The sequence below is a fragment of the Embleya sp. NPDC005575 genome (genome assembly GCF_040605455.1).
GTDB lineage: Bacteria > Actinomycetota > Actinomycetes > Streptomycetales > Streptomycetaceae > Embleya.
In genome coordinates this window covers 1-11,879 of record NZ_JBEXCV010000214.1, presented here as the reverse complement: position 1 = coordinate 11,879, position 11,879 = coordinate 1, and the positions used below count along the sequence as shown (strand labels likewise).

Genomic DNA, 11,879 nt, shown 5'->3' with positions numbered 1-11,879 from the left:
TCCGCTCTTAACGCTTGCGGCGCGCGGTCCCCCCCGCCCCCGGTCGCGGCGGGAGCTCGCGCCTTCCTTCCACCGCCCCCGCCACGCCGAGCGGCTCCGCGCCGGGGTCGGCTGCCCCTTCCTGAGCCCCACCGCGACGTCCGGGCGCCCTGCCCCTCCCGACGCGACGCGACTTGCCGCCGCCACTCACGCCCACGCCCCACCGTCCGCGCCTCCGGGCCCGGGTGCGGCCGGGCCCCGGTGTCGTCCGGCTCAGTCGCGGATCAGGCGGAAGAAGCGGCGAACCTCCTCGACGAAGGTCTCCGGTTGTTCGAAGGCGGCGAAGTGGCCGCCGCGGTCGAGCTCGTTCCAGTAGCGCAGATCGGTGAAGCGGTTGGCGGCCCAGCGGCGCGAGGAGCGGATGATCTCGTGCGGGAAGATCGAGCAGCCGGTCGGGACATCGACCTCGGACAGATCGGGGCTGCGATAGCTCTCCCAGTACAGCCGGGCCGAGGACGCGGCGGTGTCGGTGAGCCAGTACAGCATCACGTTGTCCAGCATGTGATCGCGGGACAGCGCGTTCTCCGGATGGCCGTCACAGTCGGCCCACTGCTGGAACTTCTCCACGATCCAGGCCAGTTGGCCGACCGGCGAATCGGCCAGCCCGTAACCGAGCGTCTGCGGCCGGGTGGACTGGATCTTGCTGTAGCCCGCGCCCCACTCGGAGTGCGTGCCCAGGTCGGCCAGTGCCTGCTGTTCGGCCGGCGTCGGGTCCTTCATCGCCTCCGCGTCCGGCATCGCCACCGGCATGTTCAAGTGGATGCCGAGTACGTGCTCCGGGTCCTGCCGACCGATCGACGCGGTGACCATCGACCCCCAGTCGCCGCCTTGCGCGCCGTAGCGCGAGTAGCCCAGGTCGGCCATCAGCGCGGCCCACGCCCGGGCGATCCGGTCGATCCCCCAGCCGGTCTCGGCCGGCCGGTCGCTGAAGCCGTAGCCGGGCAGTGAGGGCAGCACCACATGGAACGCGTCGGCCGCGTCGCCGCCGTGCGCGGTGGGGTCGGTCAACGGCCCGATCACGTCCAGGAATTCGACGATCGACCCGGGCCAGCCGTGGGTGAGGATCAGCGGCAGTGCGTCCGGGTGCGGCGAGGGCGCGTGCAGGAAGTGGATGCCCAGGCCGTCGAGTTCGGCCTTGAAGTGGGCATGGCCGTTCAGCCGCGCCTCGGTCTTGCGCCAGTCGTATGTGGTCCGCCAGTACTCGGCCAACTCGCGCGTATAGGCCAGCGGGATGCCCTGCGACCAGTCGTCCACCGGCTCGCCCTCGGGCCAGCGGGTGCGCGCCAGGCGCACCCGCAGGTCCACCAGGTCGGCGTCGGGTATGTCGATTCGAAACGGCGTGATGTGCGACGGGGCGGGCATCGACCGGCAACTCCATCCGTGGCGGGCATCGGTTTCACGGAGACGATCGCGGGCCACGACCGTCGTCGACGATCGGCGCGACCGGATCGGGGCTCCTGTCGTGCGTCTCCGGGTTGGTACTCAACCCGATCACCAGGGCCCCGCACCAGAGCGCCGCCAAGACGGACAACACGAGTTTGGTCATCGGCGTCCATCGGGTGAGCATCCACATCAGCACCGCGCCGATCGGTGGCAGGACCACGAGCAGGAGCAGGATCCACCGCTGTTTGGCGAACCAGGGGCGTTCGTTCTCGATGCGCCGCTTCCGGCGGCTGGTGCGTATCACTGGTTCCGCCCCCTAGGGACACCCGACGGACCGCCCGCGGGTGGGTCGCCCCATGTCTGCCCGGCGAAGCGCGGCTCAGTCCCGCCGGGCCGCCGCTCGACCCCGAACAGGGTGCACCCGATCCCGCCCGCATCGGTGCACGTGCCCCGAAGGGGCCTGAATGGGCCTGAATGGGTCCGAATGGGTGAAGTCCGCGCTCGAAGTGCCCTGTCGACTATCGCCCGGGCCGCCGGACGGGACAGGTTGTTGATTTCGTCCGCCTCCGGAAGGCCCCCGATGAACCGTCACCTCCGCAACGGGGTCGGCGTCGCCGCCGCGCTCCTGGCCCTGAGTTCACTCGCCGCCGGCACGCCCGTATCCGCCTACGCGCCCGCGCTCGGCGCCGCGCCGATCACGTTGCCCGAGCGCGGCAGCCCACAGGGCCCGCTGCCGCACCCGAAGGCGGCCGACAACGCCGAATTGCCGCCCTGGCCGGTCCCCGCGGACAGCGCCCGGCGCGGCGCCGAAGCGGGTCTGAACCTGGACACGATGGAGGGCGCCGTAAAGCACTTCCATGTGCATCTGGACATCCTCGTCGGCCTCGACCGGGTCGACGTCGCGCCCGACATCGGCATCGACAAGGAGACCGGGCTGCTCGCCGATCTGCACACGCACGACGACAGCGGCGTGTTGCACGTGGAGAGCCACGACGCGAACGCCCGCTTCGTACTGGGCCAGTTGTTCGCCATGTGGAACGTGCGCTTCGACGAGACCCACCTGGGCGTGCTCACCCCGGACGCCACGCACACCTACCGCACCTACCTGAACGGCACGTTGGTCGGCGGTGATCCGGCCCGGATCGAGCTGCGTCCGCACGACCAGATCTCGGTGATGTTCCAGGACGACAAGGTTCGGATCAAGCCGCCGGCCTCGTACGACTTCCCGCCGGGCCTTTAGGGTCGCGCGGGTTCACGACAGTATGGGTGGTGAGGTGCCGGGCCGTCAGGACGAGACAGGGGTTGCCGCCATGACCGATCTGGAAACCGCGGCCCCGGCCTTCATCGCCATGGCGCACTCGATCGTGTGGGCGTCGATCGCCACCGTGGACAGCGCGGGTCGCCCGCGTACCCGGATCCTGCATCCGTACTGGGTGTGGGAGCACGGGCGGTTGACCGGTTGGGTGGCCACCGCGCCCACCGCGACCAAGCGCGCGCACATCGCCCGCAATCCGTTCGTGTCGTGCAACTACTGGTCGCCCTCGCACGACACGTGCGCAGCCGAGTGCCGCGCGGATCTGCTCTTCGAGCCGGAGATCCGCGCGCGGGTGTGGAACCTGTTCCGGGATACCCCCGAACCGTTGGGCTACGACCCGGCCGGGATCGGGGTGCCCGGCTGGGAGCACCCCTTGTCGCCGGGCTTCGCGGTGATGCGCCTGTCGCCGTGGCGGCTGCGGATCTTTCCCGGCGCGGCGCTTCGGGGCGGGGCCGCCGAACCGGTGCTGACCTGGCAGGAGCCGCGACCGGAACTGACGCCACAGGGTTCCAGCTGAATCCACCCGGTAAATCATGAGACATAGATGTCTCACCTGGGCTAGAGTTGATCCATGCCCACCGACAACGAGCACGTGCTGCGCGCCGCCGTCACCCTGCTGCTCCGGCGACCCGCGTCGTCCATGGACGAGATCGCCCGAGCCGCCGGAATCAGCCGGGCCACGCTGCACCGGATGTTCCCCGGCCGGCCCGCGCTGATCGCCGCGCTCGGCGCGGAGGCGTCGGCACAGATCGGCCGTGCGATCGACGCCGCCGACCTGACCGCCGGCGAGGACGTACCGGCGGTGCTGCGCGGTCTGGTGGACCACCTCATGCCGTGCGCCGAGTATTTGGCGTTCCTGTACGGAGAGAGCTCACTCGTCGGCGATCCGGGCTTGGAACAGGCCTGGAGCGTGATGGACGAGCAGGTCGCCGCCGCGGTCCGGCGCGGCCAGGAGAACGGCTCGATGCGGGTGGACCTCACCGCGCAATGGGTCTCCGAGGCGCTGTTCTCCTTCGTCGCCGCCGCCGGCTGGGCTGTCCACGAGGGCCGGCTCGCCGGCCGCGACGCGGCCCGCTCGGTGGCCGAACTCCTCCTCGGCGGCGCCGCCCGCCGCACCGGCTGACCCGCGTCCGGCGCGAATCGGTCTCCGCAGCCCGCCCACGCCGCCGCCTCGGCGCCGGCACCGCTCCACCGCGACTCCCCGGCTGATCCACACAGCCGATCCATCTCTTTGCTTGGAATCCTGATCATGGCCAGTGGCACGACTTCCTCAACCCCCGTTCATACCGGCACCGGCGGCTCCGCGAAGGGTGCGCCGGGCCGTTGGATCGCCCTGGGTGTACTGACCCTTTCGGTGCTGCTGGTCGCGATCGACGCCACGGTGCTCGGCCTGGCGATCCCGTTCCTCAGCGAGGACCTCGAACCGACCGGCACGCAGTTGTTGTGGATCGGCGACGTCTACTCGTTCGTCATCGCCGGTCTGCTGGTTACCGCCGGCACTCTGGGCGACCGGATCGGCCGCAAGAAACTGCTCCTCTGGGGCTCGGCCGCGTTCGGCGCGCTGTCCGTGGTGGCCGCCTACGCGCCCAGCGCCGAGGCGCTGATCGCGGCCCGCGTCGCAATGGGTGTGGCCGGTGCGTCGCTGATGCCGTCCACACTCGCGCTGGTGCGCAACATCTTCCCGGACGCGCGCGAGCGCAGTTTCGCGATCGGCGTGTGGGGCGCGATGTCGATGGCCGGCGCCGCGTTCGGCCCGGTGGTCGGCGGCATTTTGCTCGAACACTTCTGGTGGGGTTCGGTCTTCCTGATCAACCTTCCGGTGATGGCGGTGCTGATCGTGGTCGGCATCAAGATGCTGCCGGAGTCGCGCAATCCGAACCCGGGTCCGTGGGACATGCTCAGCGCGGCGCTGTCGCTGGTCGGCATGATCGCCACCGTCTACGCGATCAAGGAGGCCGCCACGCACGGCCCGCTGCGCTGGGACGTGTGGGCGGCGCTGGCGATCGGCGTGGGCGCACTGGTCTGGTTCGGACGCCGGCAGTTGTCGCTGCCGGTACCGCTCCTGGACATGCGGCTGTTTCGCAACCGGGCCTTCAGCGGCTCGGTGCTCGCCGACCTGCTCTGTGTACTCGGCATGTCCGGGCTGATCTTCTTCCTGTCCCAGTTCCTGCAACTGGTCCAGACCCGCAGCCCGTTGCAGGCCGGCCTGGCCGAACTGCCGGCCACGGCCGGGGCGATCGTCTCGGGTCTGCTCGCGGGCCTGGCCGCGCGCCGGCTCACCCCGCGCGTGGTGGTGACGGGTGGTCTGACCGCGATCGGCCTCGCCCTCGGCGCGCTGACCGTGTTGTCCGAGGACACGCCGTACCTCTACCTGGGCGGTGTGCTGCTCCTGGTCGGTGCCGGCGCGGGCTTCTCGTTCACCGTCACCGCCGACCTGATCCTGGGCAGCGCGCCGAAGGAGAACGCGGGCGCGGCCTCGGCGGTCTCGGAGACCGCGTACGAATTGGGCGCGGCGCTGGGCATCGCGCTGCTGGGTTCGGTGGTCACCGGGATCTACCGGGGCCACGTGACGATCCCCGAGGGCCTCTCCTCGGACGCGGCCGCCGGCGCGCGCGAATCGCTCGCGGGCGCCGCGGAGGCGGCCGGGACGGTCCATGGGCAGGTCGCGGCGGACCTCACCCACTCGGCGAACGACGCGTTCCTGGAGGGGCTGCGGATCGCGGCCGGCGCGGGCGCCGCGGTACTGCTCACGGCGGCCGTCGCGGCCTGGTTCATGCTGCGCGGCGCGCGGACGGCCGAGTCGGACGTCGAGCACTGACGGGCGAGGGGCCGGCGGCGGGATCGATCCCATCGCCGGCCCCTGGACGCGGAGCAGGCCGTCCGGGGCGAACCGAGGGCGGGCCGCCTCGAACGACGCGTCACGGCACCCGATCGGGCCGCGTCGTGGAAGGGTCGCTCAGAGCACCTTCGCGAAGCACATGCTGCTCTCGTGGTCCTTGTAGTACCCGAACCCGGGTATCGGTTCGTAGCCGCACGAGCGGTACAGCGCGATCGCCTCGGGCTGCTTGTCACCGGTCTCCAGGACCAGGCGCAGCCGGCCGGCCGCGCGGGCGGACTCCTCCAGGTGCGCGAGCATCACCCGGGACAGGCCGCGCCCGCGCGCGTGCGGGACCACGTACATGCGCTTGAGTTCGGCGTCGCCCGCCCGCAGGCCCGGATCGTCGTCCGCGGCGCCGCGGGCCCGCCAGCCGCCGCTGGCGACCGGGGCACCGTCCCGGTAGGCCACGCAGAACAGGCCCTCCGGCGGCAGGAAGTCGGCCGGGTCGACCGCCGACTCGTCGGGGTCGCCATAACGCTCCACATATTCCTGCTGCACATCCGCGACCAGCTTGCGTACGTCGGGGTGGTCGTACCCCAGAGTCTTGATCTCCACGGGAAAACGCTAGCTCGTGCGTTCGAGCGGGTCGGCGGCAGGTCGATCGGAGAACTGCTTGACCTTGTCGCCTATCGGCGATGGACTGTGCCTCCCCGGGTGACACGTGTCGCGTCGCCCTGCCCGCAGGAGGATTGCCGTGCGTATCCCGCGCCACACGCTGGTCCAGTTCAGCGACGTGCACATGGTCCCGGAGGGTGAGCTGCTGCTCGACCGACTGGACACCGCCGAACAGCTGCGCCAGGCGCTCGCCGCGGTCGAGGCGGCCGACCTGGCCCCCACCGCCCTGCTGTTCACCGGCGACCTCGCGGACACCGGCGACCCGCGGGCCTATCGGCGACTGCGGGCGCTGCTGGCCGAGGCCGGGCCGCGGATCGGCGCGCCGGCGCTGTACGGGATGGGCAACCACGACGACCGCGCGGCGTTTCGCGAGGGGCTGCTCGGCACGCCCGCGTCCACCGACCCGCACGACTTCGTGCACACGTCCGGCGAGGTACGGGTGATCATGCTGGACAGCACCACGCCCGGCAGCCACTCCGGCGACCTGACGGAAGATCAGTTGCAGTGGCTGCGCGCCGAGTTGGCCACGCCGGCGGCCGGCGGCACGGTGCTCGGCCTGCATCACCCGCCGATTCCCACCCCGCTCGCGTTCCTGGAACGGCTCTCGCTGCGCGCCCCGGCCCGGTTGGGCGCGGTGATCGCCGGGACCGACGTGCGGATCGTGCTGACCGGCCACAACCACCACGCGACCTGCGGAGTGCTGGCCGGGGTGCCGGTATGGGCGGCCCCGGCCGGCGCCTACCGCGCCGACGTGTTCCCGCCGGCAGACACCTACCAGGGGGTTGCCGGCGTCGGCTACACCCGGGTGGACCTGTACGAGGACTGCGCGACGGCGACCTTCGTGCCGGTCGGCCCGATCGAGCCGGTGTACGCCTACGAGCGGGCCAAGGTGGACCGCTACCTCGCGGCGCACGAGGGCTGAGCCCGGTTCGGCCGGTGGGGTCGAGGCGGCACCTCGCGTCGCCGCCCGGACCGCCGGCCGAACCGCGCTCACGGGTCAGGCCTGCGGGCGGTACGTCCCGAAGCTCCACAGGTTGCCCTCCGGGTCGCGCACGGTGTAGCCGCGGCCGCCGTAGTCCTCGTCCTTCGGCTCGCGCACCACACTCGCGCCCGCCGCCACCGCCCGGGCGCAGTGCGCGTCCACGTCGCCGTCGACGATGCCGTAGACCGCCGAGCCGCCGATCGGCCGGCGGAGCCGGTCGCCGCAGCCCTCGGGCAGGTTGGTGCCGAGCATGATCATGCTGTTGCCGAACGTCAGCTCCGCGTGCGCGACGGTGTCGTCGTCGCCGGGAACAACCAGGACCGCGCTCATCCCGAACGCGTTCTCGAGGAAGGCGATCGCCGCCGTCGCGTCGTTGTAGCGCAGCGTCGGGACCAGGTCGGAGACGAGGGCCTTGTCGCTCATGGTGCACTCCTTGATGCCGGATGTGGCCGGATGCCGCCGGATGCGTTGCGTCGCCTCCGGGGCCTGCCGGGTGGTCGATTCCAGCTTCGGTGAGGGACCCCGCGCGGTATTGGATAAACGGGAACGATCGGCGCGCCGGCCGGTCAGCCCACGAGGCCGCCGCCGGCGGGCATCCGGGCCGCCAGATAGGCGCGGGGAGTGCAGCCCGCGAGCACCTTGAAGTCGCGGTTGAAGTGCGCCTGGTCGTAGTAGCCCGCCTCGATCGCGATCTCCGCCCAACTGCGCGGCGGCCCGTCGAGCAGCTCGATCGCATGCCGAAAACGCAGCACCCGGGCCACCGTCTTGGGCGGGAGGCCGAGCGTCTCCCGAAAGCGTGCGCCGAGGTGGCGCCGGCTCCAGCCGGTCTCCCGGGCGAGCGCGGTGACCTCGATCCGGCCCGCGCTCGCCGCCATCAGCTCCCAGCAGCGGACCACCTCGGGCAGTGGTACGGGACCCTGCTCGCGGCGTCGCAGCAGGATCCGGTCCAGGTGCGCGAACCGGGCGGACCAGTCCGGCGCGGACCGCAACCGGTCGACCAGCGCGCCGGTGTCCCACCCGGGCAGGTCGTCGAGGTGCACGACCCGGTCGGCGATCTCCGCGAGAGGCAGGCCGAGCAACGTGTAGGCGCCCAGCGGGGTGAGGTCGATCTGGATGCCGGCCTGGTGACCGTCGTGCTCGACGATCGCGGGCCCGTCGTGCAGGCCGGCCACGAACGAGCTGGTGGTACCCGGCCCGTACCGGGGGTCGCGTGGGGACCACACTCGCACCGGACCGAAACCGATGACGACGGTGATCGATCCGGTCGCCGGCTCGCGGCGGCACAGCGGCGCGAGGGTGTGTTCTTCGTAACCGCGGTAGGCGTCGATCAGCGTCGCGAGCGCGGGATGCGGGGGCCCGGACCCGATCTCCATGGACCCGAGCGCGGAGGTGTGTCGGGTCACGTGCACAGTGTCCGTGAGGACCATGCTTTCCAGTCTCACACCCGGCACCGACAATTCACCGACCAAGGAGTGTCCGATGCGCATCGCGATCTCGGCCGACCAGATCAAGGGCTGTGGCGTCTACCTCGCCGACGAACTGCGCAAGCGCGGTCACGAGGTGCTGCCGTTCGGCGCCTTCGACCCCGACCACCGGCCGGAGTTCGCCGACGACTGGGCACCGGTGAGCGCGGCCGCCGCGCGCGAGGTGACCGCGGGTCGGTCCGATCAGGCGATCGTTTGCTGCTGGACCGGTACGGGCGCCTCGATCGCGGCGAACAAGGTGGACGGGATCCGGGCGGCGCTGTGCACGGACGCGGCCACGGCGTCCGGTGCGCGGCGCTGGAACCACGCCAACGTGCTCGCGCTGAGCCTGCGGCTGACCTCCGGGCCGGTGCTGATCGAGATCCTGGACGCGTGGTTCGCCACCGCCGAGAGCCAGGACATCGCGGATGTGCTCAACGTGGAGCGCGTGGCCGAGATCCGGGCCTGACCCCGCCCGGGCCCGCGCCGTCCGGGGCGGCCCGATCGAGGTAGTCGGGGAGGTCGGCGAAGTGGTCGATCACCCCGATCGCCTCGGCCAGCCCCGCGGGGCGTCCGGTCGGCGCGATCAGCACCGCCCGCATGCCGTACACGTGCGGTGCGGTGGCGTCCTTGGTCGGGGTGTTCCCGACGAACATGATCTGCTCGCGCGCAATGCCGCCGCACGCGCGTTCGACCTCGGCGTAGAAGTGCGGATGCGGTTTGCGCAGGCCGATGGTGCAGGACAGCACGACGGCGTCGAAGCACGCCTCGATGCCCGCATCGGCCAGCGTGCGCCGGCGCACCGACTCGGGGCGCTGGGTGTCGCAGGCGAGCACGCACACCAGGTCGCGGCGATCGCGAATGCGCAGCAACGCCTCGGCGGCCCGGCGGATGACCCGCGAATCGGGGATCCGCTCGAAGACCGGCTCGGCGACCGCCCCGGGGTCCGGGACACGCGCCCCGCACAGGGCCGCGGCATGCCGGATCTCGTCCGCGAACGCGGTGTGCGTGTCCCGGACCCGGTCGCCCTCGCGGGTGATGCGATGCACGTGGTCGAAGGCGGCGACGAAGGTGTCCGGGACATCGGTGCCGGGCATTCGGCGCAGCACCTCCAGGACCGTGCGGCCGTCCGGGTTGGGTCCGGGAACGGCCAGGGTGTCGCCGAAGTCGAGGGCCAGGGCGCGAACGGTCATGATCACGTGGGTCCCCGGAAGGGGTCGGGCCTACTCCTTCCCGGGCGGCGTCGGTGCGGTATCCGGGAGTGCGGCTCCGGGTCGGTCGGGCCGACCGAAACGACCCGACCGGGCGACTCGCGTCATCCGACCGGGTCGGCCCCGCGGCCGCCGCTCACGTGGCCGGCGGAATGCCCTTGATGATCGCGAAGCGCGCGCCGAAGGGGTCGTTCAGCATCGCGATCCGGCCGACGTCCGGGATGTCGTACGGCGCCGTCAGCTCGGTCGCGCCCAGCTCGATCGCCCTGGCGAACGACGCGTCGCAGTCCTCGACGCCGATGTAGATCTGCCACTGCGGGGCGGTCTGCCCCGGGTCGACCTCCATCACGCCACCGTGCATGGCGTCCACGTCCTCGCCCGGGTAGGCGAGGCTGTAGGTGCCGGCCGGCGAGGGGAAGTCCTGGTAGTTCCAACCGAACACCGAGTGGTAGAAGCCGGTGGCCGCGACCCGGTCGGCGGTGTACAGCTCGGTCCAACACAGCGCGCCGACGTCCTGGACCAGTTCCAGGCCCTTGTTCGTGCCCTGCTGCCACGCCATGAAGCCCACCCCGGTGGAGTCGGCGTACCCGGCCATTCGGCCCATGTCCATGACGTCCATCGGCGGGAGCAGCACCCGACCGCCGGCCTGCTCGACCGCCTTGGTGGTGGCGTCGACGTTCGGGGCGTGGAAGTAGACGGACCACGCGGGGGACGCGCTCTGGTCCATCAGCGGGGCGAGCGCGGCGACGCTCTTGCCGTCCTTGCGCAGGATGCCGTAGCCGCCGGTCTCGGGACCGGTGATCTCCAGATCCCACCCGAACAGGTCGCCGTAGAACGCGCCGGCCGCCGGAAGGTCGGGCACCCCGAGGTCGATCCAGAGCGGGGCGCCGGGGGCAAAATCGGTCGTGAGCATGACTGGTCACTCTCCAGTGGGTCGATCGCGGTGCGGATCGCGGTATCGCCTGTGCAGAGATGGACCGGACCTGGCCGAAGAACTCATCGCTCCCTGGCCGGGCATCCCTCCGCACCTTGGGATGATCTTCCCAAATGCCCCATTTGTTGGGATTGACACAATCGACGAAGCCGAGGCCCGCGCAGGGCCCGAACAGCCGCGCGGACGGCTCGGGTCACCCACCACCCATCCGTGTCCCGGCCACGAACCGGCCGGCCGGCCCGGCCGATGGCGGGCACGACCGCGGGCCGCCTCCGACTACGTCGTCGGCACCGCCGTGGGCGTGCCCGCGCCTGCCGTCGGCGCCGACGGCAGGAGGGCCTCGCAGGTCTTCAGCGCCTCGGCGACCTTCGGGTCGGACCGGTCCAGTGCGGCGGCCCCACCGGCCGGCAGCTCGACCTGATGGTCCTTGAGACAGCCCGCGAATGCCTCCGCGGCCGAGTTGCCGCCGCGCCTGGGCCCGTCCGTACCGCCGCCCGGCCCCCGCGAGGGCCGCAACTTCGCGCACGCCTCCTCGGCCTTGCGGTACGCCGGATCGGTCGAGCGCGGATTGGGCCGCCCGCTCGGGAACCCGGTGGGCCGTTCGCCGGCCGGTCGACTCGGGCGAGCCGACGGGCGACCGGACGGGCGGCCCGCGCCCGGGGGACGGGTGCCACCGTCCGGTCGACCCGTCGGTACCTCGACCCCGTTCGCACGCAGGCAGTCGGTGTACGCCTTGCCGGCGTCCCCACCACCGCTCGCCGCGCTCGACGGGGCCGAGGCACTCGTGCTCTTGTTGCCGCCGCTCCCCCCACATCCGGCCAGCAGCAGCACGAGTGCCGAGGCGGCGACCGGCACCACCGTTGTGGTCCACGCCGGTCGACCCGAGTACCTCGTCATGACGTCCTTCCCACGAATCTCGGGGTCGGCGCCGGACGGCGCACCGCCCATCCACCCCGGACTCAAGCATGGCGCGGTGGTCGCAGCCCGCGCGCTGCCTGGGAGTTGCCTGGGAGCCGAACCCCGGCCCGGGTGCCGGCCCCCCGGGCCGGCGCGCGACTT

Annotated in this window: 14 protein-coding genes; 6 read left to right on the top strand and 8 right to left on the bottom strand. The window is 71.9% G+C overall.

Annotated elements, in window-relative coordinates; translation table 11 throughout:
- Positions 1 to 252 precede the first annotated feature (252 nt).
- Positions 253 to 1,401, bottom strand: coding sequence for an epoxide hydrolase family protein (locus ABZS54_RS39140; protein ID WP_355547051.1), 1,149 nt, complete (start codon positions 1,399 to 1,401; stop codon positions 253 to 255).
- 34 nt (positions 1,402 to 1,435) lie between these two features.
- Positions 1,436 to 1,726 carry a hypothetical protein gene (locus ABZS54_RS39135; protein WP_355547049.1) on the bottom strand — a complete coding sequence of 97 codons (291 nt, stop codon included), beginning with the start codon at positions 1,724 to 1,726 and terminating at the stop codon, positions 1,436 to 1,438.
- Positions 1,727 to 2,002: 276 nt separating this feature from the next.
- Here ABZS54_RS39135 and ABZS54_RS39130 point away from each other — a divergent pair, with 276 nt between their 5' ends.
- From ABZS54_RS39130 to ABZS54_RS39115, 4 genes are all read left to right on the top strand, one after another.
- Complete coding sequence (locus ABZS54_RS39130; RefSeq protein ID WP_355547047.1) at positions 2,003 to 2,662, top strand: hypothetical protein; 660 nt, start codon at positions 2,003 to 2,005, stop codon at positions 2,660 to 2,662.
- Between the two features lie 70 nt (positions 2,663 to 2,732).
- A complete protein-coding gene (locus ABZS54_RS39125; RefSeq protein ID WP_355547045.1) occupies positions 2,733 to 3,254 on the top strand; it encodes a pyridoxamine 5'-phosphate oxidase family protein in 522 nt (173 codons plus the stop codon).
- Positions 3,255 to 3,308: 54 nt separating this feature from the next.
- A complete protein-coding gene (locus tag ABZS54_RS39120) occupies positions 3,309 to 3,860 on the top strand; it encodes a TetR/AcrR family transcriptional regulator (protein WP_355547043.1) in 552 nt (183 codons plus the stop codon).
- 126 nt (positions 3,861 to 3,986) lie between these two features.
- Entirely contained in the window at positions 3,987 to 5,555 is a 1,569-nt protein-coding gene (locus tag ABZS54_RS39115; protein WP_355547041.1) for an MFS transporter, read from the top strand.
- Between the two features lie 138 nt (positions 5,556 to 5,693).
- On the opposite strand, the gene ABZS54_RS39110 is transcribed toward ABZS54_RS39115, so the two are convergent.
- Positions 5,694 to 6,170 carry a GNAT family N-acetyltransferase gene (locus tag ABZS54_RS39110; protein ID WP_355547039.1) on the bottom strand — a complete coding sequence of 159 codons (477 nt, stop codon included), beginning with the start codon at positions 6,168 to 6,170 and terminating at the stop codon, positions 5,694 to 5,696.
- 139 nt (positions 6,171 to 6,309) lie between these two features.
- Here ABZS54_RS39110 and ABZS54_RS39105 point away from each other — a divergent pair, with 139 nt between their 5' ends.
- Positions 6,310 to 7,152: a metallophosphoesterase gene (locus tag ABZS54_RS39105; RefSeq protein ID WP_355547037.1), complete on the top strand. Its 843-nt coding sequence runs from the start codon at positions 6,310 to 6,312 to the stop codon at positions 7,150 to 7,152.
- Positions 7,153 to 7,227: 75 nt separating this feature from the next.
- Here the strand turns inward: ABZS54_RS39105 and ABZS54_RS39100 are convergent, their stop codons facing one another.
- Together ABZS54_RS39100 and ABZS54_RS39095 are read right to left on the bottom strand one after the other, a co-directional pair.
- Positions 7,228 to 7,635 (bottom strand): VOC family protein, encoded by a 408-nt coding sequence (locus tag ABZS54_RS39100; protein ID WP_355547035.1) that lies wholly within the window; start codon positions 7,633 to 7,635, stop codon positions 7,228 to 7,230.
- A 143-nt stretch (positions 7,636 to 7,778) separates the two neighbouring features.
- Entirely contained in the window at positions 7,779 to 8,639 is an 861-nt protein-coding gene (locus tag ABZS54_RS39095) for a helix-turn-helix domain-containing protein (RefSeq protein WP_355547033.1), read from the bottom strand.
- 52 nt (positions 8,640 to 8,691) lie between these two features.
- Between ABZS54_RS39095 and ABZS54_RS39090 the strand changes: the two genes are divergently transcribed.
- On the top strand, positions 8,692 to 9,144 hold the full coding sequence (locus ABZS54_RS39090; RefSeq protein ID WP_355547031.1) for an RpiB/LacA/LacB family sugar-phosphate isomerase: 453 nt from the start codon (positions 8,692 to 8,694) through the stop codon (positions 9,142 to 9,144).
- On the opposite strand, the gene ABZS54_RS39085 is transcribed toward ABZS54_RS39090, so the two are convergent.
- The 3 genes from ABZS54_RS39085 to ABZS54_RS39075 all read right to left on the bottom strand — a co-directional run bounded on the left by ABZS54_RS39085 (position 9,110) and on the right by ABZS54_RS39075 (position 11,717).
- Positions 9,110 to 9,868, bottom strand: a complete 759-nt coding sequence (locus ABZS54_RS39085) for an HAD family hydrolase (protein WP_355547029.1) — start codon at positions 9,866 to 9,868, stop codon at positions 9,110 to 9,112. The two genes, ABZS54_RS39090 and ABZS54_RS39085, sit on opposite strands and share 35 nt — an antisense overlap.
- Before the next feature lie 154 nt (positions 9,869 to 10,022).
- Complete coding sequence (locus ABZS54_RS39080) at positions 10,023 to 10,799, bottom strand: VOC family protein (protein WP_355547027.1); 777 nt, start codon at positions 10,797 to 10,799, stop codon at positions 10,023 to 10,025.
- 297 nt (positions 10,800 to 11,096) lie between these two features.
- On the bottom strand, positions 11,097 to 11,717 hold the full coding sequence (locus ABZS54_RS39075) for a hypothetical protein (RefSeq protein WP_355547025.1): 621 nt from the start codon (positions 11,715 to 11,717) through the stop codon (positions 11,097 to 11,099).
- Positions 11,718 to 11,879 lie beyond the last annotated feature (162 nt).